We start from the raw sequence: 23,212 nt of genomic DNA, 5'->3' as shown, positions 1-23,212 counted from the left end.
CTTGGCCGCCCTAGACGCGACGTTTTCGATTTACGACCCCATCGGGGCCGGCGCGCGGCGGCCCGCGTCGCTCGACCGCGAGCGCAGATAAGGGCGTTCGCGCGAATTTCAAGAGGCGCGCACGCAGTCTCACGGCATGCGGCGCCCCGCGCTGTCCAGATAACGCGACAGGAACGCGGGCAGCGCCGGATCGCCGCAATTGGCCACATTGAAGCGCGTCCATGTCGACGGCGACTGCTTCGGCGAAAAAAGGCTGCCCGGCGTCAGCAGGAAGCCCGCCTCGTGCGCGGCCGCCGCGAGCGCGTCGGAATCGACGCCCGTGTCGGCCCACAGGAACATGCCGGCCGCCGGCATCGCGAACAGCCGCATGCCGGCGCGCTCGATCATTCGGGCGGTCTTGTCGCGCACGCCGTCGAGCCGCGCGCGCAGCCGTTCGACGTGGCGGCGGTAATGCCCTTCGGTGAGCACCTTGTACAGCACGCGCTCGTTCAGCTCGGGCGTGGTCAGCCCGGCCAGCATCTTCTGATCGGTCAGCACCGTCGCACGCTCCGGCGCGCACGCGATATAGCCGACCCGCAGATTCGGCGCGAGCGTCTTCGAGTAGCTGCCCAGGAAAATCACGCGCTTCAGCTGATCGAGGCTCGCCAGGCGCGTGGCCGGATAGTTCGGCGCGCATAGATCGCCATAAACGTCGTCCTCGACGACGAGAAAATCATAGGTTTCCGCGAGCTTGAGGATCCGGAACGCCTGCGCGGCCGACAGCGACGTGCCCGTCGGGTTCTGCAGCACGGAATTGATCACGAGCATTTTCGGGCGCCAAAGCTGCACGAGGTGCTCGAGCGCGTCGAGATCGGGGCCGTCGGGGGTATACGGCATCCCGACGAGCTGCGCGCCCTGCGACGCGAAACGGCCGAACATTTGGAACCACGCCGGATCGCCGACGATCACCGCATCGCCGGCGCCGACATACTGACGCGCGATCAGATCGATCGCCTGCGTAATGCCGGACACGAGCACGATCTGCTCGGGCGTCGCGCCGATCTCGATTTCGGCAAGCCGCGTCTGCAATTGCTGGCGCAGCGGCAAAAAACCCTGCGCGGAGCCGAAGCCGAGCATCTGCGCGCCGGCCTGCCGGCCGAGCGCGCGCAACGCGCCCCCGATCAGCTCGCCGTCGAGCCAGCGGCTGGGCAGATAGCCCAGCCCCGGCCCCTTTTCCGGACTGACCGTATGCAGCATGTTGCGCAGCAGCCAGACGACATCGATCGTGTTATGCGCGGGCGGCGCATCCGCGCCACCCGCCAGCGCGACGGCAGGCTGCCCGGCCGCGCGCTCGCGCACGTAAAAGCCCGACCCGCGGCGCGAATCGAGATAGCCCTGCGCGACGAGCCGCTCGTAAGCCTCGACGACCGTGAAGCGCGACACGCTCTTGTCGAGCGCGAGCTTGCGGATCGACGGCATGCGCATGCCGGGCCGGAACACGCGCTCATCGATTCGGCGGCGCGCCCATTGAACGAGCTGGTCGACGAGCGTGAGCGTCGCGGTATCGTGCGGCGCCGGGATCTGCTCAAGCGGGACGGTGGACATCGCGGATCTCCAACCTCGAACTGTACAGAAAATTATTGCATCGATTGTACCGTTACTGTGCCGGTCAGCACGATTACAGTGTGTCGGGTCGATGATATGCGCAGCCGGCGGCACGCTCGCCTCAAAGACACCCGGAAGACGCGAGCCAAGCACGGCACGGCGAATCGACAAGATCGCGGCGCCGCGCGCGCAACGGCCTGGCGCACGCGCCATCCGCCAAGCCGCATGCCTAGGCCGCGCGCATGTTCCAACCGGCATCCGCCAAACCGATTCCGTTTTTCCGATTCCGTTTCAATTCATGGCTGCTCATCCCCTGACACTCGATCATCTCGTCGTCGCGGCGCGCACACTCGACGAAGGCACCCGATATGTCGCCGACACGCTCGGCATCGAGCCCGCCGGCGGCGGCGCGCATGCGTCGATGCGCACGCACAACCGTCTGTTCGGCTTGTGGGGCGGCGCGTATCTGGAGGTGATCGCGCCCGATCCCGACGCGCCGCCGCCCGCTGCCGGCGAACAGCCGCGGCCCCGGCTCTTCGGGCTCGACGATCCGGCCACCCGCGCGCGGCTCGAGCATGGCCCGTATCTCGCGCACTGGGTGGTGCGCGTCGAGCGGCCATGCGAGCTGGGCCGGTGGCAGCGGCAATATCCCGCGCGCATCGCGCGCGTCGTGCCGATGTCGCGCGGCGATTTCCACTGGCAGCTGACGGTTCCCGACGACGGCGCGCTGCCCGCGTGGCAATACGCGGGCGACGGCGTGCTGCCGTCGCTGATCCAATGGCAAGACACGCGCCATCCGTCCGATACGCTGCCGCACGGCGGCGTCGCGTTGAGGAAGCTCAACGGCGCGCACCCTCACGCGCACGTGCTGCGCGAGCAGCTCGCGTGGCTGCGCGCCGCGCATCTGATCGATATCGACGCGGGCGACGCGCCCGCGCTCGTTGCCGAATTCGAAACCCCGGCAGGCATGCGCACGCTGCGCTGACGCGCACCGCCCCGCAACCCGCCCTCCATAAGGACCCGCCTCGATGGATTCACGCGAAACCCGCGGTATGCTGCTCGGCCTCATCGGCGTGATGATCTTCAGTCTCACGTTGCCGATGACGCGCATCGCCGTCACCGAACTCCACCCGCTTCTGAACGGCCTGGGCCGCGCACTTGTCGCCGCCGTGCCGGCGGCGCTGCTGCTCGCGCTGCGCCGCGAAGCCCTGCCCACCCGCGCGCAGCTCAAAAGTCTGGGCATCACGGCGGCAGGCGTGATCATCGCGTTCCCGGTGCTTTCCGCCTGGGCGATGAAAACCGTGCCCGCATCGCACGGTGCGGTCGTCGGCGGACTGCAGCCGCTCTTCGTCGCGGTGTATGCGGCGTGGCTGTCGCACGAGCGGGCGTCGAAAGCATTCTGGGCATGCGCGCTCGCGGGCAGCGCGATCGTCGTCGCATTCGCGCTGCGCGACGGCGGCGGCACGTTCCAAGCGGGCGATCTGCTGATGCTCGGCGCGGTGGGCTTCGGCGCGCTCGGTTACGCGCAAGGCGCGCGGCTCGCGCGCGAGATGGGCGGCTGGCAGGTGATCTGCTGGGCGCTCGTCGTGTCCGCGCCGTTTCTCGTGCTGCCCGTCGGCTGGCTCGCGTGGACGCACCACGTCGCGCATCCGCAGCCCATATCGCCGCGCGTGTGGTTCGCGTTCGGCTACGTGACGCTGTTCTCGCAGCTCATCGGCTTCTTCGCGTGGTACGCGGCGCTCGCGATGGGCGGCACCGCGCGCGTGGGGCAAGTGCAACTGCTGCAAATCTTCTTCACGATCGCGTTTTCGGCGCTCTGTTTCGGCGAGACCGTCGCGCCGTCGACGTGGCTGTTCGCCGCCGCCGTGATCGCCACCGTCATGCTCGGCCGTCGCACCACGATCACCACCGCACCGCTGCCGGCTCGCGCGGGCTGATCCGGCGAGCGATAATCGCTTCCTTGCATCCCATTCACTACGATACCGAACGAGGAGACACATGAATTCGAGCGATCTCAAGCCGCCCCGCTGGACCCTGTCCGAACGCGCGCGCAAGCTCACCAGCTCGGCGATCCGCGAAATCCTGAAAGTGACCGAGCGCCCCGAAGTAATCTCGTTCGCGGGCGGTCTGCCCGCGCCCGCGACGTTCCCGGCCGAACGCATGCGCGAGGCCGCCGATCGCGTGCTGCGCGACGCTCCCGGCGCCGCGCTGCAATACAGCGCGACCGAGGGCTTTCTGCCGCTGCGCGAATGGATCGCCGAGCGCTACCGCGTGCGCACGACGCAAGTGCTCGTCACGACGGGCTCGCAGCAAGCGCTCGATCTGCTCGGCAAGGCGCTCGTCGATCCGGGCTGCCGCGCGCTCGTCGAGACGCCGACCTATCTCGGCGCGCTGCAATCGTTCTCGCTGTACGAGCCGCACTACGTGCAGGTGCCGACCGACGACGCCGGCCTGCTGCCCGACGCGCTGACACCCGAGCTGACCCGCGGCGCGCGTCTTCTGTACGCGCAGCCGAACTTCCAGAACCCGACCGGCCGGCGTCTTCCCGTCGAGCGCCGCCGCGCGCTCGCCGCGCTCGCGCAGACAAGCCCGTTTCCGGTGCTCGAGGACGATCCCTACGGCGCGCTCAATTACGCGGGCGAGCCGCTGCCGACGATGCTGTCGATGGCGCCCGAGCATATCGTCCATCTCGGCACGTTCTCGAAGGTGCTCGCGCCGGGTTTGCGGATCGGCTATATCATTGCGCCCGAGGAGCTGCACTTCAAGCTCGTGCAGGCCAAGCAGGCGACGGACCTGCATACGCCGTCGCTCACGCAGCGCATCGCATACGAAGTGATCAAGGATGGCTTCCTCGACACGCACATCCCGGCCATCCGCCAGCTTTACGCCGCGCAGTGCGACGCGATGCTCGCGTCGCTCGCGCGGCATATGCCGCCAGGCGTGAGCTGGAACCGTCCGGAAGGCGGGATGTTCATCTGGGTGAAATTGCCCGCGCGGATCGACAGCATGCAGCTGCTCGACGCCGCGGTGGCCAATCATGTCGCCTTCGTGCCGGGCGCGCCGTTTTTCGCGAACGACGCGCAGCAGAACACGCTGCGGCTGTCGTTCGTCACGGTGCCGCCCGAGCGGATCGAAGAAGGCGTCGCGCGGCTCGGCAAGCTGCTGCGCGAACGCCTGTGACAGGCCGCCGTCCGCCTGCTTCATGCAACCGGCGGACGGCTTCACTCAGCCATTCACATTGTTACGATTGACAGAAAGGACAGCAACGCCATGGCGAACGTCTACGACAAACTGAAGGAACTCGGAATCGAACTGCCCGCCGCCGGCGCGCCGGCCGCCGCCTATGTGATGAGCGCGCAAAGCGGCAACACGGTGTATCTGTCCGGCCACATCGCGAAAAAGGACGGCAAGGTGTGGGCCGGCAAGCTCGGTCACGATCTGGGCACGGAAGACGGCAAGGCCGCCGCGCGCGCGGTCGCGATCGACCTGCTCGCGACGCTGCACGCGCACACGGGCGATCTGAACCGCGTGAAGCGGATCGTCAAGCTGATGAGCCTCGTGAATTCGACGCTCGAATTCACCGAACAGCATCTGGTCACGAACGGCGCGTCCGAGCTGATCGCCGAAGTGTTCGGCGACGCCGGCAAGCATGCGCGCTCGGCGTTCGGCGTCGCGCAAATTCCGCTTGGCGCGTGCGTCGAGATCGAACTGATCGCCGAAGTCGCCGGCGACGCATAACGCGATGGCCGCGCGCACCGTCGCACCGGGCGCCATCGCGACGGTGCGCTTCAAGCAGGTCGATGTGTTCACGTCGACACCGTTCAAGGGCAATCCGCTCGCCGTCGTGTTCGACGCCGATGCGCTCGACGACGCGGCCATGCGCGCGATCGCGCATTGGACAAACCTGTCCGAGACCACCTTCATCGTCGCGCCGACCGATCCCGGCGCCGACTACCGGGTGCGGATCTTCACGCCGGGCGGCGAGCTGCCGTTCGCCGGCCATCCGACGCTCGGCACCGCGCATGCGTTCCTCGAAGCCGGCGGGCAGCCGAAAACGCCCGGCAAGCTCGTCCAGCAATGTGGCGCGGGGCTCGTCGAGCTGGCCGAGCGCGACGGCTGCTGGGCATTCGCCGCACCGCCCGCGCGCGTCACACCGCTGCCCGAGCGCGACTATCCGGCGCTCGCGGCCGCATTGCGCACCGAGTCGATCGATTACGCCGGCATGCCGCCGCAGGCGGTCGACAACGGCGCGCCATGGCTCGTCGTGCGGCTCGCATCGGCGGCCGACTGCTTGACGCTCGCCCCCGATTACGCGGCGCTCGCGCCGCTCGCCGCCGCGATGGACACGCACGGCGTCGCGGTATATGGGCCGCATCCGGCGGGCGGCCCGGCGACGTTCGAGGTGCGCTGCCTGATGCTCGACGACGCATTCGGCGCGGGCGAAGATCCCGTCACCGGCAGCGCGAACGCGGCGATCGCCGGCCTGCTCGCCGATGCGGGGCGCCCGCCCGGCTCGCGCTACACGGCCCGCCAAGGCACCGCGATCGGACGAGACGGCCGTATCGGCGTCGAATACGACGCCGGCAGGATCTGGATCGGCGGCGCGAGCGTGACGGTCATCGACGGCCGCATCCGCTTGCGCTGAAACGCCGGCGGCGTGCGCGACACCGACCGTTTCCGCGCCTTGGCGCGCCGCCGGCACGGGCTTGCCGGCACCGCCGGGCCGAGCGCTTCGCGCGCCGGCGGCTAGCGCTAGCTTGCCCGGGATAAATTCCAGCACGGTCATTCAGTAATATCGGACCTCATCGGTCATCTCAATTTTGGCCGTTCATCCCGTCATTCCGTCGAATCGACCATGCGCGAAAGGACACCTTCCGTCCGATGAGTCCGTTTCGGTCCCATGCCTCCCGTACCGGGAGACCGGTACGCGTGCAGCGCATGTCGCGCCGCCGCGCGCTGTTTGCGATTCCGTTGCTCGGCACGCTCGCGCTCGTGCTGCTGTGGGTCGTGATCGTCGCGCGCCTGTCCGTCGAGAAAGACGGCGCCTATCGCGAAGCCACCGCGTCGGCCGCGATCCTGTCGGCCGCGCTCGAGCAGCACACGGTCAAGGCGATCCATCAGGTCGACCAGATCACCCGCTTCGTCAAATACGAGTTCGAGAAATCGCCCGCGCACTTCAATCTCGCGAACACGGTCGAGAAAGGCGTGGTGCCGAGCGATACGCTGATCCAGGTGTCGCTGATCGACGCGCACGGAAAGCTCATCTCGAGTACGGCCGACGCGCACCCCAAACCCATCGACCTGTCCGATCGCGAGCACTTCAAATTTCACGCGCAACGCAACGACGATCAGCTCTATATCAGCCGCCCGGTGCTCGGCCGCGTGTCCGGCCGCTGGACGCTGCAAATGACGCGGCGTCTAAACCACCCCGACGGCACGTTCGCGGGAATCGTCGTCGTATCCGAGGATCCGAACTACTTCACGAGCGACTTCTATAACAACGCGGCAATCGGCAAGGAAGGCGTGATCGCCGTGATCTCGGACACCGGCGCCGTACTGGCGCGCCGCACCGGCGCCAACAAGCGGGCGCTCGGCGCATTCACGGCCTCGGGCGTGTATTCGCCGCCGGAGCGCGCGTCGGGCGCCTATGTCGATCCGATCGACGGCATCGCGCGGATCGTGTCGTATCGCCATCTCGACGGCTATCCGCTCGGCGTGCTGGTGGGGCTGTCGCAGGCCGAGGAATTCGCCGACTACCGCCACACGCGCAACATCTATCTGCTGATGACGAGCTTCATCACGCTCGCGATGCTGTCGTTCTTCGGCGTGGCGACCGGCTTGATCGGCAAGCTGCTCGGCCGCGAGCGCGAAATGACGCAACTGGCCGAATACGATCTGCTCACCGGCCTCGCGAACCGTTATGCAACGCTGCGCGGGTTGCGCAACGACGTCGCGCAGGCCTCGAGCCTGTCGCGGCTTGCGCTCCTGTTCATCGATCTCGACAACTTCAAAACCGTCAACGATACGCTCGGCCACAATGCCGGCGATATCGTGCTGCAAATGACGGCCGCGCGGCTATCCGACGCGGTCGGCAACGAGGGCGCGCTCGCGCGCATCGGCGGCGACGAGTTCGTCGTCGTGGTCAAGGGCGACCATGTCGAGCGGCGCGCCGAGCGCCTCGCCGCGGCGATCATCCAGATGTTCTCCGCGCCGTTCGACGTGCGCGGCAGCACGTTCGTACTGCACGCAAGCATCGGCATCGCGCTGCATTCGGTAGCGAACGAAAGCGAAATCGACCTGCTGAAAAAGGCCGACCTCGCGATGTACAGCGCGAAGGACGCGGGCAAGAACTGCTATCAGTTCTATGCGCCGCATCTGTCGCATCGCGCCGATCATTTGATGCGATGGGAGCAACAATTGCGCATCGCGTTGTCGGATGAGCAACTCTTCCTTGCGTATCAGCCGAAGATCGATCTCGCGCAACGCTGTATTACCGGCTTCGAAGCGCTCGTGCGCTGGGATCATCCCGAACACGGCGTGATTTCGGCGAACGAATTTATTTCGATTGCCGAATCAACCGGGCTGATCGTGCCGATCGGCGATTTCGTGATCCAGAGCGCATGTGAGCAACTCGCGCACTGGCGCGACGAGGGCCTCGATACGCTGACGCTTGCCGTCAACATCTCGCCCGTCCAGTTCTGGCGCGGCGACCTGATCGAGACGATCGCGCACGCGCTCGCGCAAACGGGCATCGAAGCGCGCCGCCTGGAAATCGAGATTACCGAGACCGCGATGATGGAATATCCGGAACTGGTGTCGGAAAAAATCGCCGCGCTGAAAAAGCTCGGCATTCGCATCGCACTCGACGATTTCGGCACCGGCTATTCGTCGCTATCGTATCTGCAACGCTTCTCGGTCGATACGCTGAAGGTCGACCGCTCGTTCATCCAGGCGGTGCCGACCGACCGCAACGTCTGCGTCATGGTGTCGTCGATCGTGCATCTGGCACGCGCGCTCGGGCTCACGGTGGTTGTCGAAGGCACCGAGACGCAAGAGCAGGTCGCCTGGCTCGCCGCGCTCGGCCAGATCGAAGCGCAAGGCTTCCTGTTCTCGCGCCCCGTGCCCGCGGACGGCATCGCCGCCCTGCTCGCGCGCTTCGGCGTCTGCGGCCGCACGACGCCGCACGACGCGAGCACGGAAATGGCAAGCATCGCTAAACAATCGGCCGACAAAAACTAAACAAACGATGGGCCGCGCTGCGCGGCGATTGACCACGCAACCGGGCCCCCGCTGCCCTATTCGCCATCAATTTTCGCAATCCTCAAAAATCCGAAAAAAGCGGCGTCCCGGTGGCACAATGACAGCCAAGTTTCGATGCATGCCAGGCCGGGCGTGCACGTTCCATCCGTACATCATCATGCCAATGACAAACCTCAACGCCGCATTACGCGGCGAGCAGGAGCCGCTGTGGGCGCTGTTCAGGGCCGTCGCCGGCGTGTCCGCCGTGTCCTGGGGCGGTTTGGCGATGATGGCCCAGCTCGAACGGCATTACGTCGAGCGGCAGCGGCGCATCGATGCGGCATCGTTCGCGGATCTCGTCTCGCTTGCTTGGATGATGCCCGGCCCCGTCGGCTGCAATGTCGCGATTCAGGTCGGCCATGTGCTGCGCGGCCCTGCCGGCGCCTGGGCCGCCGGCGTGGCGAGCGTGCTGCCGTTCTTCGCGGCGATGACACTATTCGCGATTTTCTACCGCACGCCGTTCGTCCGCTCCCTCGCGTCGCCCGTGCTGCTTCATCACTTCGGCATGGTGCTCGCCGCGTTGATCGGGCTCACCTGGTTCAGGCAAGTTCGCACGCTCGTGCATGCGCCGCTCGAGCGCAGCATGGCCGCGCTCGCGACCGTGCTGCTCGCGCTCGCGCATCGCCCTGCGGCATTCGTCGCCATTCTCGCCGCGGCGTTCGCCACCGGCTGGCTTGCCACCGGCCGGTGGCGCAGCGAGCCGATGCGGCTTGCGCTGCCCGCGCGCGAATGGCGGCTTCTGATCCTGTTCGCGATCCTGATCGCCCTCTTCGCACTGCCGCTGCCCATCCGATATCAAATACCGCTGCTCTGGCCGCGACTCGCGGGCGCCGGCATGATGCTCTTCGGCGGCGGCTTCTCCGCGTTGCCGGTGCTGAAATCGCTGTTCGTCACGAGCGCGACGGGTATCTCCGAGCAGGATTTCATGCTCGCGTTCACGCTGTCGCCGGTGTCGCCGGGGCCGCTGTTGAACGTCGTGCCGTTTCTCGGCTATCTCGAAGACGGCTGGCGCGGCGCGCTGCTGTCGACCATCGCGCTCTTCGTGCCGTCGGGCTGTCTGGTCGTGCTCGCGCGCCGGCACGTCGAGCGCCTGAAATGCCACCCGCGCTTCGCAAACGGCATGCGCATGCTGCGCGCCGCCACCACGGCGTTTCTCGCGATCGCGTCCGCGCGCCTCATCGTGAAAACGCCCGCCGAGCCAATGTACTGGGCGACGGGCGCGCTCGCCTGGCTGTGCCTCGCGCGCTTCAAGATGCCCGTCTATGCCGTCTATGGCGCGGTCGCGGCAGGCTGCGGCGGCTGGCTGATTTTGTCCGCGCACGGCTGAGGCGGCCGCTGCGCCCTGCCGGCCGCCTTCTCACGGCAAAGCGCCGGCAATCGCGCCGAAAAACTCCGCGCGCGAAGCATAAAAAAAGCCGGCAGTCACGCCGGCTTTCGTCTCGAACCCCTGCAATCGATTCGCTTTGCGTTCGTCATCAGGCCATCGCCCTTTGCGCAACCCAGCGCGTGCGCAGGCGGTCGTAGCCCAGGTTGAACAGGAACGTGTACGGCAAGAAGAACAGCAGAATGCCGAGGTCGAGCAACAGGGCCTCGAACAGGGTGATTTCGAGCCACCACGACGCAAGCGGCAACGCCATCGCGATCAGGCCGAGTTCGAACACGATCGCGTGAACCGCGCGCAACGCCAGCGTGCGCGTCAAGCGATACCGACGCTCGATCCGCTCGAACAACGCGTTGAACGCCATGTTCCACGCCATCGCGATCAGCGACACCACGGCCGTCAATGCGCCGACATGCACGAGCGACAAGCCGAGCAACCAGCTCATGAACGGCGCACAAATGGCGATCGCGGTCACTTCGAAAATGAGCGCGTGAATCAGGCGCTCGGTCAGGGTTTTCTGCGGAATCAGCTTTTGCATGAACATCTCCATCGGTCAACGACATGGCACTATTTTTATCGGATTGACCGAAATTATCCAATTAAATAGCATCGGTTTTTCCGATATAAAAAAGGACGATGCGCCATGCGTCATTCCCCCGAAGCGCTGCTCGCGTTTGCCGAAGCGGCCGCCCTTGGGTCGTTCTCCGCCGCCGCGCGCAAGCTCGGCAAGCGGCAGTCGACCATCAGCGAGGCGATCGCGAATCTCGAAATCGACCTTGGCGTCACGCTGTTCGACCGTTCGACCCGTCAGCCGACGCTGACCGACGCCGCCCGCGCACTGCTTCCCGACGTGCATCGCGTGCTGGAGGCCAGCGAGGCGATCGATCAGGTCGCCGCCCGCCTGGCGGGCGGCGAGGAAGCGCGGCTGACGCTCGTCGTATCGGATACCTACCAGTCGAGCCGGTACGAGCAGACGCTCGCGGAACTCGATCGCCGTTTTCCGACGCTGGAATTCGAATGCCAGATTGCCGAACACGACGACGTGCTCGACCTGATCCAGCAGGGGCGCGCGCAGCTCGGGCTGATGGCGGCGCGCAGCACGTACCCGCCCGACATCGGCGCGGCAACGATCGCCGAACGCTCGGAAATCGGTCTGTACGTCGGCTTGCAGCATCCGTTCGCGGCGCACGGCAACGCCGAAGTGCCGCTTGCCGCGTTGCACGACGCCCGCGAGCTGCGGCTCAACACGTATGTCGCGCCGCATGGCGAGCGCATCGAGACAGGGCTGGTCGCGGGCAGGCGTTACTGGTCGGCGCCGAGTTATCTGCTGCTGTTGGAAATGGCGGTCGCGGGGTTCGGCTGGGCGGAACTGCCGCGTTGGATGGTCGAGCATTTCGCGCGCGAACGGCTCGTTGAACTCAATGCGCGCGGCTGGCCGCGGCGGGTGCCCGTCGATGCGGTATGGTCGCGCAGCCGGCCGCTCGGGCCGGCCGGATCATGGCTTTTGGACACGATGCTCGCGGCGTGACGCCCGGCGCATACCGGCCGTGACCCGGCATTCGCGCGCGGCGCAAAACGGCAACGAAGCGCGAAAGCCGGCATGAAACCGGCCCGCCGCCGCGAATCGGCGCTCAGAAGCCGCGCGACAGCACTGCCGCCCCGGTCGTCACGACGCCGAGCACGAGATTCACGACGACGAGCAAACGCATCGCATTGACGGCGCGCGCGCCGTCCGGCCAATTCTGCGCCTGCACCGCGCGGCGGATGCGCGGAAAGATCGCGAAGCGGACGTGGCCGAAGATCAGCATCATCACGATGCCGAGTCCCGCCATCGCATGCAGCGGCCAACTCGCGTGCGCGCCGCCGAAGCTCGTCAGCAAAACGCCGCCCGTCAGCAGGATCGCGATCACCGCGCCCGCCACCCAGTTGAAGAAGCGGCCGAACACCGCCTCGATGAGCGGCAGGCGAAGCTGCGGCGACAGATCGGACAATGCGGGACGTAGACAGAAGTGCGCGAACACCATGCCGCCCACCCACACCGCGACCGCGAGCAAATGGACAAACAAGGCGACGGCTATGGCGTGAGACATGTGAGGAATCCTGGTTGTTTTGTGGATTGCGGCGCCGCGCGGCGCGCGGCACGATGAGCGCGTTCGACAGCCGCGGCGCGCAACGGTTCAGCGCAATGGGCCACAATGGCTCACGGTCGGCGCGAAACCCGCCGCGCCGCCGGCACCCGAACCACCAGCGCGCCCGCCGGCGCCGAACGGCCATGGCCGAATCACCTCGTTGACCATCCGCAGCCAGCCGCCGTCCGGCACGAACGCGCATCCGCCATCCCGAACCGCCACCCAAAGCCGGCCGCCGCCACCCGCGCCTGGGCGGCCGCGCCGCCTGCCCGTCAGCCGAGCACTGGCCGCAACCCGGCGATCTTCAGCTTCGTGTCCGGCGCGCGCCCTTTACGCGCGCGCTTGCCGATATGCGGCTCGAGCGCGCCGCCGGCAAACGTTTCTTCCTGCACCTTGCCGCCGCGCCCCGTGCCGGTCAGCACCACGCCCGTCGCGCCGACGGCCAGCGCCTGCACGAGCGTCTCCTTCGGGTCGAGCGCCATCAGCGTCACGCCGCGCCCGCCGCCCGCGAGCGTCTTCATCTCGTCGATGCCGAACACGAGCAGACGTCCGCCGCTCGACAAACACGCGACCATCGCCGCATCCGGCGGCACCGGCATCGGCGCGAGCGGAACCGCGCCGTCGTCGATCGTCATGAACGCCTTGCCCGCCTTCACGCGGCTCACCATATCGCCGACCTTCGCGACGAAGCCAAAGCCGTTGCTCGACGCAAGCAGAAGCGGCTGTTCGGCCGGCGCGGCGAAGTAATGCAGCAGGTGCGAACCCGATTCAAGCTCGATCAGCGACGTGACCGGCACGCCGTCGCCACGCCCGCCCGGCAGCAATTGCACCGGCACCGAATAGACGCGGCCCGAGCTGCCCCATGCGATCAGCGTGTCCGGCGTGCGGCACTGGAACGCCGCGTACAGGCCGTCGCCCGCCTTGAACGAGAAGCTGGCCGGATCGAGCCCGTGGCCCTTCAGCGCGCGCACCCAGCCCTTTTGCGAGACCACCACCGTCACCGGCTCGTCGACGACCTTCGCCTCGAACGTCGCGCGCTTTTCCTGCTGGATCAGCGTGCGGCGCTCGTCGCCGAATTGCTTGGCGTCGGCCTCGATCTCCTTGATCATCAGCCGCTTCATCGCGCTGTCGTTCGCGAGCAATTCCTCGAGCTTGTCCTTCTCGGCGCGCAATTCGTCGAGTTCCTTCTCGATCTTGATCTTCTCGAGCCGCGCCAATTGGCGCAGACGAATTTCGAGAATGTCGTCGGCCTGCCGCTCGGTCAGCTCGAACGCGTTAATCAGCGCGGCCTTCGGTTCGTCCGATTCGCGGATGATGCGGATCACTTCGTCGATGTTCAAAAAGACGATCATCCGCCCTTCGAGGATGTGGATCCGGTCGTTCACCTTGCCGAGCCGATGGCGGCAGCGGCGCGTGACGGTGGCCTGACGGAACCGCACCCACTCGCCGAGAATCGATGCCAACCCCTTCTGCGCGGGCCGCCCGTCCTCGCCGATCATGACCAGATTCAGCGGCGCATTCGATTCGAGGCTCGTGTGCGCGAGCAGCGAATTGACGAACTCGGTCTGGTCGATCGTGCGCGACTTCGGTTCGAACACGAGCCGCACGGGCGCGTCCTTGCCCGATTCGTCGCGCACCGCGTCGAGCAGATCGAGCATCGCTTTCTTCGTATTGGCCTGCTCTTGCGTGAGCGTCTTCTTGCCGGCCTTGAGCTTCGGGTTCGTCAGCTCCTCGATTTCCTCGAGCACCTTCTGGCACGACGTGTTCGGCGGCAGTTCGGTGACGACCAGCTGCCACTGGCCGCGCGCGAGATCCTCGATCTTCCAGCGCGCGCGCACCTTGAGGCTGCCGCGGCCCGTCTCGTAAGCAGCCGAAATCTCGGCGTCGCTCGAGATGATCTGGCCGCCGCCCGGAAAATCCGGCCCCGGCACCAGCTGCATGAGTTCCGCGTGCGGCAGCGCCGGCTGGCGGATCAGCGCGACGGCGGCCGCCGCGACCTCGCGCAGGTTGTGCGACGGAATCTCGGTCGCCAACCCGACCGCGATCCCGGACGCGCCGTTGAGCAGCACGAACGGCAGCCGGCTCGGCAGCAGCTTCGGCTCGTCGAACGAGCCGTCGTAGTTCGGCATGAAATCGACGGTGCCCTGGTCGATCTCGTCGAGCAGCAGCTTCGCGATCGGCGTGAGGCGCGCTTCGGTATAGCGCATCGCCGCCGCGCCGTCACCGTCGCGCGAGCCGAAGTTGCCCTGGCCGTCGATCAGCGGATAGCGCATCGAGAAATCCTGCGCGAGCCGCACGAGCGCGTCATACGCGGACTGGTCGCCATGCGGGTGATACTTGCCGAGCACGTCGCCGACGACGCGCGCGGACTTCACGGGCTTCGCACTGTCGCCGAGGCCCATCTCGTTCATCGCGTAAAGAATGCGCCGCTGCACGGGCTTCTGGCCGTCGCAGACGTCGGGCAGCGCGCGCCCCTTCACGACGCTCACCGCGTAGTCGAGATACTGGCGCTCCGCGTAGCGGCCGAGCGTCAGATAATCGCCCTCGGGCGCGGCCGGCTCGGCGAAAAGATCGGGAGTGTTGTCGTCCATCTAGATTCCGTGTCCGTATATGCGATGCGTGCAATGCCGGGCGCACGCCCGGCTTCGCTCAGATATCCGCCTCGACTTCGTTGCCCTTTTCCTCGAGCCAGTTGCGGCGCGCGGCCGCCTCGCCCTTGCCCATCAGCATCGTCATCTGCCTGACGGTCGATTCGAAATCGAGCTCGCCGAGCGCGACGGGCATCAGGCGGCGCGTGTCGGGGTTCATCGTCGTGTCCCAAAGCTGCTCGGCGCTCATTTCGCCCAGGCCCTTGAAGCGGCTGATGCTCCACTGCGATTCGCGCACGCCGTCCTTGCGCAGCTTGTCGAGGATCGCGTCGAGTTCGCCTTCGTCGAGCGCGTAGAGCTTCTGCGCGGGCTTCTTGCCGCGCGCGGGCGCGTCGACCCGGAACAGCGGCGGGCGCGCGACGAACACGTGGCCGCGCTCGATCAATTGCGGGAAATGCTTGAAGAACAGCGTGAGCAGCAGCACCTGGATGTGCGCGCCGTCGACGTCCGCGTCCGACAGAATGCAGATCTTGCCGTAACGCAGGTTCGACAAATCGACGCTTTCGTCGGGGCTGTGCGGATCGACGCCGATCGCCACGGAAATGTCGTGCACCTCGTTGTTCGCGAACAGCCGGTCGCGCTCGGTTTCCCACGTGTTCAGCACCTTGCCGCGCAGCGGCAAAATCGCTTGGTATTCCTTGTCGCGGCCCATCTTCGCCGAGCCGCCCGCCGAATCGCCCTCGACGAGGAACAGCTCGTTGCGCGCGATGTCCTCGGTTTCGCAGTCGGTCAGCTTGCCCGGCAAAACGGCCACGCCCGAACTCTTCCGCTTCTCGACTTTCTGCCCCGCGCGCGTGCGCGCCTGCGCCTGCTTGATGACGAGATCGGCAAGCTTCTTGCCGTGCTCGACGTGCTGATTGAGCCACAGCTCGAGCGCCGGACGCGTGTACGACGACACGAGCTTCACCGCGTCGCGGCTGTTCAGCCGCTCCTTGATCTGCCCCTGGAACTGCGGATCGAGCACCTTCGCGGAAAGCACGAACGACACGCGCGCGAACACGTCCTCGGCGAGCAGCTTCACGCCCTTCGGCTGCAGGTTGTGCAGCTCGATGAAGCTCTTGACCGCCTGATAGAGGCCGTCGCGCAAGCCCGATTCGTGCGTGCCGCCCGCGGGCGTCGGAATCAGGTTCACATACGATTCACGCACGAGCGAGCCTTCCTCGCTCCATGCGACGACCCACGATGCGCCCTCGCCCTCGGCGAACGTATCGTCGCCCGAACGCGAATCGGCAAAGCGCTCGCCTTCGAACAGCGGAATCAGCAGCTCGCTGCCGTTCATCTCGTCGAGCAGATAGCCGCGCAGGCCGTCATCGTACTTCCAGCTCTGCCGCTCGCCCGTCTTCTCGTTGACGAGCACGATCTCGACGCCGGGCAACAGCACCGCCTTCGAGCGCAGCAACCGTTGCAGTTCGCCCATCGGCAGGTTCGGCGAATCGAAATATTTCGGATTCGGCCAGACGGTCACGCGCGTGCCGGTTTTCTTGTCGCCGCGCGCCGCCGATTGCGTCGCCAGCGGCCGCACCACGTCGCCGTCCGCAAAGCCGAGCGTGGCAAGCTTGCCGTCGCGCCAGACGCTGACGTCGAGCCGCGTCGCGAGCGCGTTCGTCACCGACACGCCGACGCCGTGCAAGCCACCGGAGAACGTGTACGCGCCGCCCTTCGCCTTATCGAATTTGCCGCCGGCGTGCAGCCGCGTAAACACGATCTCCACGACCGGCACGCCTTCGTCCGGATGCAGTCCGAACGGAATGCCGCGGCCGTCGTCCTCGACGGACACCGACTGGTCCGCATGCAGCGTAACCGTGATCAGCTTGCCGTAACCGCCCAACGCCTCGTCGGAGGCGTTGTCGATCACTTCCTGAATGATGTGCAGCGGGTTTTCCGTGCGCGTATACATGCCGGGCCGCTGCTTGACGGGCTCGAGGCCCTTCAGCACCTTGATCGATGCTTCGCTATAGGCCGCTGCGGGCTTTTTCATGGACATAGATCAGTGTCGTCATTCACCGGGACCTTATCCCCAGCTCGTGTGGATAAGGTCGTGGACAAAACGTTGAATTCGATAAAAATTCGAGTCGAAACAAGGACGTGCGCGCCGTGCTCCGAAAGCGGGCGGCGCGCCGCGAACGGCCTGCCCGCGACGCGGCGTATTTTACTGGTTCCGCAACGCCGGATCACAAAGGCTTGCGTTTCGCCTCAAGCGCCTCCCAACGCTCGAGCGCCTCGAGCAGCGCGTCGTCGAGCGCGGCGAAGCGCTCGGTGAGCCGCGCGCCTTCCTGCGGGTCGGTCGCGAAAATCGCGCCGTCCTCGAGCCGCGCGCCGATCGCCTTCTGCTCGGCCTCCAGCGCGGCAATCTTGTCGGGCAGCGCGTCGAGTTCGCGCTGCTCGTTGAACGACAGCTTCACCGTGCGCTGCGCATTGCGGCCTGCCGCGCTCTTCGGCGCGTCGTCCTTCTGGTCTTTCTGATCCTTCGCGCCCGCGGGCTCCTTCGCCGCATGCTTTGCCGCCTGTTCGTCGGCGAGCCGCTGCGCACGCTCGCGCTGCACCTGCCAGTCGGTGAAGCCGCCGACGTACTCGCGCCAACGGCCGCCGCCCTCGGCCGCGATCACCGACGTGACGACGTTGTCGAGAAACGCGCGGTCGTGGCTGACGAGCAGCACCGTGCCGTCATAGTCGGTCAGCAGCTCCTCGAGCAGCTCGAGCGTGGGAATGTCGAGATCGTTGGTCGGCTCGTCGAGCACGAGCACGTTCGCGGGCCGCGCGAACAGACGCGCGAGCAGCAGGCGGTTGCGCTCGCCGCCCGACAGCGACTTGACCGGCGAGCGCGCCCGCTCGGGGGCAAACAGGAAATCGCCGAGATAGCTCATCACATGCTTTTTCGCGCCGCCGATCTCGACCCAATCGCTGCCGGGGCTGATCGTGTCGGCCAAGCTCTTTTCCGGATCGAGCTGCGCGCGCATCTGATCGAAATACGCGAGCTGCAGGTTCGCGCCGGTGCGCGCCACGCCTTCGTCAGGCGCCAACTCGCCGAGAATCAGCTTCAGCAGCGTCGTCTTGCCCGCGCCGTTCGGGCCGACGAAGCCAATCTTGTCGCCACGCATCACCGCCGCCGAGAAACGCTCGACGACGGTACGCTCACCGAAACGTTTCGTCACGTCGGTCAGTTCCGCAACGATCTTGCCGGACTTCTCGCCCTGCGCGACATCGAGCCGCACATTGCCTTGCACGGCGCGACGCTGCGCGCGCTCGCGGCGCATCTGCTCGAGCCTTGCAATGCGGCCGACGCTGCGCGTGCGCCGCGCCTCGACGCCCTTGCGAATCCAGACTTCCTCCTGCGCGAGCAGCTTGTCGAATTTCTCGTTCTCGATGCGTTCGACTTCGAGCTGCTGCGCCTTGCGTGTCTGATACGCGGAGAAATTGCCCGGATACGACAGCAGGCGCCCGCGATCGAGTTCGACGATGCGCGTCGCCACGCGGTCGAGAAACGCGCGATCGTGCGTGATGAACAGCAGCCCCGCGCGCTGCGCGACGAGCCATTCCTCCAGCCAGCGGATGCCGTCGAAGTCCAGATGGTTGGTCGGCTCGTCGAGCAGCAGCACGTCGGGCTGAACGACGAGCGCTCGCGCGAGCGCCACGCGCTTTTGCATCCCGCCGGACAGCGCGTCGACCTGCAACGCTGCGTCGAGCCCGATTTGCGCGAGTGTCGTTGCAACCCGCGTGCGCCAATTCCACGCATCGGCCGCATCGAGCGACGATTGCAGCACGTTCATCCGCGCGAGCAGCGCGTCGTGCTCCGCGCCTTCGGGCGTCTGCGCCAGGCGGTGCGCGATCGCGTCGTAGTCGGCGAGCAGCGCGCGCGCGCCGGCAACGCCGGATGCGACCGCGTCGAACACCGTCTGCCCCGCGTCGAATTCCGGCTCCTGCGGCACATAGACCGTCACGAGCCCCTGCTGGCGCGTGACGAGGCCGTCGTCCGGCTTCGCCAGCTCCGCGACGATCTTGAGCAGCGACGATTTGCCCGCGCCGTTGCGCCCGATGAGCCCGACACGCTCGCCGGCCTCGAGCGAAAAGTCCGCGTGATCGAGCAGCGCGACATGACCGAACGCGAGTTGCGCGCCGGTGATCGAATAAAGCGACATGGGAAAGACAGCAAAGAGGAATCGGACGCACATTGTACCGGGGGCCGCACGCGCTGCCGACATGGCCGGACGGCCTGCCGTGCCGGCGCGTGCGGGGCCGGTGATTTTCCGATCCGACCGGCCGGGCCGATTGACGGGCGGCGGGCTCGGGAAAACCTGTTCGCGACGGCCGCGGCCCACGGCGCGCCCGGTGTGCGCCCGAATGCCCGAATGCCCGAATGCCCGGTTGCCCGGTTGCCCGGTTGCCCGGTTGCCCGGACGCCCGACGCGCAGCGTCAAGCCGCGCGCCGGCTTACTTGACGTTGACCGTGATCGTCTGGCTCAGTTCGGGCCCATACGAGCGGTGCATGCCGTCGCCGAGCTGCAGCGTCAACTTATGCGAACCGGGCGACAGCTTCACGTCGGCCTCGGTCTGCCCCTTGCCGTAGTGCAGCGAATGTTCGTTCGCGGGAATCACTTCGCCCTTCGGAATCGGCTGTCCGTCGATCAAAAGATGATGGTGGCCGGTGTTCGCCGTCATGTCGCCCGCGGGCTTGATGGCCATATCGCCTTCGAGACCGAATTTCAGATGAACGGGGCTCGTGACCGTCGCACCATTGGCCGGCTCGGCAAAATACACGTTGGTTTCCGCGTAAGCGGCGGCGGATGTGCCGAACGCAGCCGCCGCAAACGCACCGGCCAGCCATTTGGTATTGAACATCGCTTTCTCCTATGGAGTTGAAAGGTTATCGAAGGATACACCGTGCGCCAAGCGCCGACGAATCCCTCCTGCAATTCCGGTACCATTGCGCCGTCCCGCCCCGATACGCCGCGCGCGCCGGGCGGGCCGAATGCCGTGTCATTTTCAGAGTGCGATATGAGTGAAGTCATCGAATACAAGAGCTGGGTCTGCCTGATTTGCGGCTGGATCTACAATGAAGCGGAGGGCCTGCCGGACGAAGGCATCGCGCCCGGTACGCGGTTCGCCGATATCCCGGACGACTGGCGATGCCCGCTGTGCGACGTCAGCAAAGAAGAATTCGCGGCTGTGGAATTCTGAGGGTCGGTTGCGCGAACGCCGGCGGCATAGGCCTATGCCGCCGGTCGCGCGCCCGCCCGAATCCGCCGGGAGGGCGCCGGCCGGCCCGCCTCGCCTGCCAGCGCCATGCGCGTCGCAACGCCCTTTCAACGAACGACGCGCGTCGACAGCGCCCCTTTCCCGGAGCGCAAAGGAAGCGGCCGTCGCCTGCGGCGCACACTGGTTCGCGTAGCCAAGCACCTGTTTGCCCGGCTAACGACGCAGCCAAATCGGATACGCGTCTTTATTTCCGCTGAAATCACGCGGCCTACGAAAATGGCCGAAGGCCCGTCGACATGCGGCGAAGCCCGTCTTGCTGCGCGCGCCGGCGTGCAGCGCCACTCCCCGCGCAATTCCCGGTGTGCAGGTGCCGAGCCGATTTATTTAGGAAACTGAACAGAAGCAAACCGTGCGAAAGCGGCGCTCATAACCGCGCGCCCGATCGGCGAGGGTCACGCCATTCACGCCGGCTTGGCGTTCTCTCGGCCCGCTCGTGGCGGCGTCGGTTCGCGCGGCGCGCGCCCTCATCGAGCAGCACGCCTATGCCGCGGCGGGATGCGCGACCGGCCCGCTCGGCGTGCGCCGCCGGGCGCAGCCGCCCAAGTCGCGGCGGCGCTTGACAGACAATCCGCCGCCGCGACGCTGCGCGGCTCAGCGCGGAGCCCGGCCGGTCACTGCTTTCGCGGCGCTCGCACCGCGCCTCGCCCTCGGCGCATACGCGTACCGGAATCGCTCGCGCTTGTGCTCCTCGTCGAAATGCTTGAGCGCGGGCTTGACGAGATCGCTGCGCGCGACGATGCCCACCACACGCAAGCCCCGGGCATCGGCCACCACCGGCAAGCGCTCCAGTTCCCGCACGGCGAGCCGCGTCGCGACGAGCCGGCAGGTCTCGTGCGGCAGCGCATACGCGAGCGTGGGCGCGGCGGCGCGCACGGCTTCACCGGCATTCGCGCGGCGGCCAAGGGCGTCGATCGCGCGCTCGAACGCCGCCCGATCCAGCATGCCCACCAGCGCGCCGCCGCGCGTCACCGGATAAGCGCGATGACGCTGCGTGCGGCTGAAATATTCGACTTGCACGTCGGCGAGTGCCGCATCCGCGTCAATCGTGACGACCGGCTGCGCCATCACCTCATCGACATAGTGCCGCTCGAGCGGATCGACACCGTACTCGCGGTAGATATGATGGCCCCGCCGCGCAATTTTCTCCGTCATGATCGAGCGCTTCATCACCGCAATCGACAAACCGTGAGCAACGAGCGTCGCGGCGAGCAGCGGCAATAGCGCGTTGACGTCGTGCGTGAGTTCGAGCGCGAACACGATCGCCGTGAGCGGCGCGCCGAGCGTGGCCCCGAGCGTCGCCGCCATGCAGACGAGCGGCCACAGCGCGGCCTCGCCGCCTGGCAGCACCGGCCCCAGCAACGTGCCAAGTCCGGCGCCGAGCATCAGCAGCGGCGCAAGCACCCCGCCCGACGTGCCCGAACCGAGCGCGACGACCCAAATCACCGCCTTCACGAGCAGCAGCGCGAGCGCGATGCGCAGCGCCAGATGCCCGTGCAGCAGATCGCCGGTCACGTCATAGCCGACGCCCAGCGCGCGCGGCTCGACCAGCCCGCCGATGCCGACCGCGAGCGCGCCGAGCGCCGGCCACCACATCCAATGCACCGGCAGCTTCCCGAACCAGTCCTCGGTTTTGTAGAGCGCGGCCGACAGCCCGCACGCGAGCGCGCCGGACAGCAACCCCGCGACGATGCATGAACCGAACGCAACCGGCGTTGGCGCAGCGCTCGTCAGCGGAAATAACGGCCCCGCGTCGAACCACACCGCGCGCGCGAAACCGGCCGTCGCGCACGCGAGCGCGACCGGCAGGAAGCTGCGCGGACGCCATTCGAACAACAGCAGCTCGACCGCGAGCAACGCCGCCGCGACAGGCGAGCCGAACACCGCGGTCATGCCGGCGGCGGCGCCCGCGACGAGCAGGGTCTTGCGTTCGGCCGCGGTCAGCTTGACGAACTGTGCGATCAGCGAGCCGAGCGCGCCGCCCGTCATGATGATCGGCCCTTCCGCACCGAACGGGCCGCCGCTTCCGATCACGATTCCCGACGACAGCGGCTTCAGAATCGCCACTTTCGGCGACATCCGGCTCTTGCCGAACAGAATCGCCTCGATGGCCTCCGGAATGCCGTGCCCGCGGATCTTGTCCGAGCCGAAGCGCGCGATGCAGCCGACGATCAGCCCGCCCGCGACCGGCACCACGACCACCCACGCGCCAAGCGCATTCGTTGCGGGCGAGCGGTCCGCGAACGAAAACTGCTGAAAGAAAAACAGATTCGTGAACAGATGAATCAGATTCAGCAGCACATAAGCGGCCAGCGTGCTCGTCAGGCCGATCACGAACGCGAGCGCGATGAGACGCGGCAGCCGCGCGCCCGGGGCGAAATCGCGCTTGTGCGAAACGGAAAGAGACATGATGGAGAAAAAGCGAGCGGTCAATAATCGATTTGAGGCACCTGGAATGCGCCACGCAAGGATTTCAGCTCCGCGCGATGCAACGCAGCGAGCCGCGCGAGCAGCTTCTCGCCGGTCTTTTCCAAATGGACTTCGACCTGCCGCCGATCGACATCGCTCGTCTTGCGCCTGACGAGCCCCAGCTTCTCGCAACGCGACACCAGCGCGACCACGCCATGATGTTGCGCTTGCAACCGTTCGGCCAGCTCGCCGATCGTTGCCCACTCGCGATCCGGATAACCCTTGATATGCAGCAGCAGCAGATATTGCAGCGGCGTGATGCCCTCGCTTTGCGCGGCTTGTTCGGAAAAACGCTCGAAACGCCGCATCTGGTAACGAAACTCCGAAAGCTGCTCGAAATCGGTTTTTTGTAGAACTCGGGAAGCGTCGGTCATCGAGATTCCATGGATCAGTGCACGCGCAAATATATCACAATGTGACGAAAATGCCGGCAAACGGCCCGCGCCGCGCGA

At 66.7% G+C, this 23,212-nt stretch carries 18 protein-coding genes; 9 read left to right on the top strand and 9 right to left on the bottom strand.

Annotated features, from left to right (window positions below):
* Window positions 1-129: 129 nt before the first annotated feature.
* Window positions 130-1,584, bottom strand: coding sequence for an aminotransferase-like domain-containing protein (locus tag BSIN_RS08400; protein ID WP_089340140.1), 1,455 nt, complete (start codon window positions 1,582-1,584; stop codon window positions 130-132).
* A 298-nt stretch (window positions 1,585-1,882) separates the two neighbouring features.
* Here BSIN_RS08400 and BSIN_RS08395 point away from each other — a divergent pair, with 298 nt between their 5' ends.
* The 7 genes from BSIN_RS08395 to BSIN_RS08365 all read left to right on the top strand — a co-directional run bounded on the left by BSIN_RS08395 (window position 1,883) and on the right by BSIN_RS08365 (window position 10,210).
* Window positions 1,883-2,569, top strand: a complete 687-nt coding sequence (locus tag BSIN_RS08395) for a VOC family protein (protein WP_089340158.1) — start codon at window positions 1,883-1,885, stop codon at window positions 2,567-2,569.
* A 43-nt stretch (window positions 2,570-2,612) separates the two neighbouring features.
* Window positions 2,613-3,521 carry a DMT family transporter gene (locus BSIN_RS08390; protein WP_059512985.1) on the top strand — a complete coding sequence of 303 codons (909 nt, stop codon included), beginning with the start codon at window positions 2,613-2,615 and terminating at the stop codon, window positions 3,519-3,521.
* A gap of 61 nt (window positions 3,522-3,582) precedes the next feature.
* Entirely contained in the window at window positions 3,583-4,764 is a 1,182-nt protein-coding gene (locus BSIN_RS08385) for an aminotransferase-like domain-containing protein (protein WP_089340139.1), read from the top strand.
* A gap of 90 nt (window positions 4,765-4,854) precedes the next feature.
* Window positions 4,855-5,322 (top strand): RidA family protein, encoded by a 468-nt coding sequence (locus tag BSIN_RS08380; RefSeq protein WP_089340138.1) that lies wholly within the window; start codon window positions 4,855-4,857, stop codon window positions 5,320-5,322.
* 4 nt (window positions 5,323-5,326) lie between these two features.
* The gene (locus tag BSIN_RS08375; protein WP_089340137.1) at window positions 5,327-6,229 is read left to right on the top strand and encodes a PhzF family phenazine biosynthesis protein; all 903 of its coding nucleotides are present in this window, start codon (window positions 5,327-5,329) and stop codon (window positions 6,227-6,229) included.
* A gap of 236 nt (window positions 6,230-6,465) precedes the next feature.
* Window positions 6,466-8,823 carry a bifunctional diguanylate cyclase/phosphodiesterase gene (locus BSIN_RS08370; RefSeq protein WP_089340136.1) on the top strand — a complete coding sequence of 786 codons (2,358 nt, stop codon included), beginning with the start codon at window positions 6,466-6,468 and terminating at the stop codon, window positions 8,821-8,823.
* A gap of 184 nt (window positions 8,824-9,007) precedes the next feature.
* Window positions 9,008-10,210: a chromate transporter gene (locus tag BSIN_RS08365; protein WP_369828158.1), complete on the top strand. Its 1,203-nt coding sequence runs from the start codon at window positions 9,008-9,010 to the stop codon at window positions 10,208-10,210.
* Window positions 10,211-10,358: 148 nt separating this feature from the next.
* Here the strand turns inward: BSIN_RS08365 and BSIN_RS08360 are convergent, their stop codons facing one another.
* Window positions 10,359-10,814, bottom strand: a complete 456-nt coding sequence (locus tag BSIN_RS08360) for a multidrug/biocide efflux PACE transporter (RefSeq protein WP_089340135.1) — start codon at window positions 10,812-10,814, stop codon at window positions 10,359-10,361.
* A 93-nt stretch (window positions 10,815-10,907) separates the two neighbouring features.
* On the opposite strand from BSIN_RS08360, the gene BSIN_RS08355 reads away from it, so the two are divergent.
* A complete protein-coding gene (locus BSIN_RS08355) occupies window positions 10,908-11,792 on the top strand; it encodes a LysR family transcriptional regulator (RefSeq protein ID WP_059569343.1) in 885 nt (294 codons plus the stop codon).
* Window positions 11,793-11,895: 103 nt separating this feature from the next.
* On the opposite strand, the gene BSIN_RS08350 is transcribed toward BSIN_RS08355, so the two are convergent.
* From BSIN_RS08350 to BSIN_RS08330, 5 genes are all read right to left on the bottom strand, one after another.
* Window positions 11,896-12,354 carry a CopD family protein gene (locus BSIN_RS08350; protein ID WP_059512970.1) on the bottom strand — a complete coding sequence of 153 codons (459 nt, stop codon included), beginning with the start codon at window positions 12,352-12,354 and terminating at the stop codon, window positions 11,896-11,898.
* Window positions 12,355-12,665: 311 nt separating this feature from the next.
* Window positions 12,666-14,984 (bottom strand): DNA topoisomerase IV subunit A, encoded by a 2,319-nt coding sequence (parC, locus tag BSIN_RS08345; protein WP_089340134.1) that lies wholly within the window; start codon window positions 14,982-14,984, stop codon window positions 12,666-12,668.
* Window positions 14,985-15,042: 58 nt separating this feature from the next.
* Window positions 15,043-17,025, bottom strand: a complete 1,983-nt coding sequence (gene parE, locus BSIN_RS08340; protein WP_059512966.1) for a DNA topoisomerase IV subunit B — start codon at window positions 17,023-17,025, stop codon at window positions 15,043-15,045.
* Between the two features lie 187 nt (window positions 17,026-17,212).
* Window positions 17,213-19,177 (bottom strand): ATP-binding cassette domain-containing protein, encoded by a 1,965-nt coding sequence (locus tag BSIN_RS08335; protein ID WP_089340133.1) that lies wholly within the window; start codon window positions 19,175-19,177, stop codon window positions 17,213-17,215.
* Between the two features lie 292 nt (window positions 19,178-19,469).
* Window positions 19,470-19,877 carry a DUF4399 domain-containing protein gene (locus BSIN_RS08330; RefSeq protein WP_089340132.1) on the bottom strand — a complete coding sequence of 136 codons (408 nt, stop codon included), beginning with the start codon at window positions 19,875-19,877 and terminating at the stop codon, window positions 19,470-19,472.
* A 156-nt stretch (window positions 19,878-20,033) separates the two neighbouring features.
* Between BSIN_RS08330 and BSIN_RS08325 the strand changes: the two genes are divergently transcribed.
* Complete coding sequence (locus tag BSIN_RS08325) at window positions 20,034-20,216, top strand: rubredoxin (RefSeq protein ID WP_059512960.1); 183 nt, start codon at window positions 20,034-20,036, stop codon at window positions 20,214-20,216.
* A 669-nt stretch (window positions 20,217-20,885) separates the two neighbouring features.
* On the opposite strand, the gene BSIN_RS08320 is transcribed toward BSIN_RS08325, so the two are convergent.
* Window positions 20,886-22,700 (bottom strand): chloride channel protein, encoded by a 1,815-nt coding sequence (locus tag BSIN_RS08320; RefSeq protein ID WP_089340131.1) that lies wholly within the window; start codon window positions 22,698-22,700, stop codon window positions 20,886-20,888.
* Between the two features lie 20 nt (window positions 22,701-22,720).
* Window positions 22,721-23,134, bottom strand: a complete 414-nt coding sequence (locus BSIN_RS08315) for a MarR family winged helix-turn-helix transcriptional regulator (protein ID WP_059512956.1) — start codon at window positions 23,132-23,134, stop codon at window positions 22,721-22,723.
* Window positions 23,135-23,212 lie beyond the last annotated feature (78 nt).

This window comes from Burkholderia singularis, from assembly GCF_900176645.1.
GTDB lineage: Bacteria > Pseudomonadota > Gammaproteobacteria > Burkholderiales > Burkholderiaceae > Burkholderia > Burkholderia singularis.
The sequence above is the reverse complement of the archived record's forward strand: the minus strand, read 5'-3'. Positions and strand labels throughout refer to the sequence as shown.

What these genes read in the sequence shown, in the direction of transcription:
- BSIN_RS08400 (WP_089340140.1), bottom strand. Translation starts at nt 1,584, where the DNA reads ATGTCCACCGTCCCGCTTGAGCAGATCCCGGCGCCGCACGATACCGCG.
- BSIN_RS08395 (WP_089340158.1), top strand. Translation starts at nt 1,883, where the DNA reads ATGGCTGCTCATCCCCTGACACTCGATCATCTCGTCGTCGCGGCGCGC.
- BSIN_RS08390 (WP_059512985.1), top strand. Translation starts at nt 2,613, where the DNA reads ATGGATTCACGCGAAACCCGCGGTATGCTGCTCGGCCTCATCGGCGTG.
- BSIN_RS08385 (WP_089340139.1), top strand. Translation starts at nt 3,583, where the DNA reads ATGAATTCGAGCGATCTCAAGCCGCCCCGCTGGACCCTGTCCGAACGC.
- BSIN_RS08380 (WP_089340138.1), top strand. Translation starts at nt 4,855, where the DNA reads ATGGCGAACGTCTACGACAAACTGAAGGAACTCGGAATCGAACTGCCC.
- BSIN_RS08375 (WP_089340137.1), top strand. Translation starts at nt 5,327, where the DNA reads ATGGCCGCGCGCACCGTCGCACCGGGCGCCATCGCGACGGTGCGCTTC.
- BSIN_RS08370 (WP_089340136.1), top strand. Translation starts at nt 6,466, where the DNA reads ATGAGTCCGTTTCGGTCCCATGCCTCCCGTACCGGGAGACCGGTACGC.
- BSIN_RS08365 (WP_369828158.1), top strand. Translation starts at nt 9,008, where the DNA reads ATGACAAACCTCAACGCCGCATTACGCGGCGAGCAGGAGCCGCTGTGG.
- BSIN_RS08360 (WP_089340135.1), bottom strand. Translation starts at nt 10,814, where the DNA reads ATGGAGATGTTCATGCAAAAGCTGATTCCGCAGAAAACCCTGACCGAG.
- BSIN_RS08355 (WP_059569343.1), top strand. Translation starts at nt 10,908, where the DNA reads ATGCGTCATTCCCCCGAAGCGCTGCTCGCGTTTGCCGAAGCGGCCGCC.
- BSIN_RS08350 (WP_059512970.1), bottom strand. Translation starts at nt 12,354, where the DNA reads ATGTCTCACGCCATAGCCGTCGCCTTGTTTGTCCATTTGCTCGCGGTC.
- parC (WP_089340134.1), bottom strand. Translation starts at nt 14,984, where the DNA reads ATGGACGACAACACTCCCGATCTTTTCGCCGAGCCGGCCGCGCCCGAG.
- parE (WP_059512966.1), bottom strand. Translation starts at nt 17,025, where the DNA reads ATGTCCATGAAAAAGCCCGCAGCGGCCTATAGCGAAGCATCGATCAAG.
- BSIN_RS08335 (WP_089340133.1), bottom strand. Translation starts at nt 19,177, where the DNA reads ATGTCGCTTTATTCGATCACCGGCGCGCAACTCGCGTTCGGTCATGTC.
- BSIN_RS08330 (WP_089340132.1), bottom strand. Translation starts at nt 19,877, where the DNA reads ATGTTCAATACCAAATGGCTGGCCGGTGCGTTTGCGGCGGCTGCGTTC.
- BSIN_RS08325 (WP_059512960.1), top strand. Translation starts at nt 20,034, where the DNA reads ATGAGTGAAGTCATCGAATACAAGAGCTGGGTCTGCCTGATTTGCGGC.
- BSIN_RS08320 (WP_089340131.1), bottom strand. Translation starts at nt 22,700, where the DNA reads ATGTCTCTTTCCGTTTCGCACAAGCGCGATTTCGCCCCGGGCGCGCGG.
- BSIN_RS08315 (WP_059512956.1), bottom strand. Translation starts at nt 23,134, where the DNA reads ATGACCGACGCTTCCCGAGTTCTACAAAAAACCGATTTCGAGCAGCTT.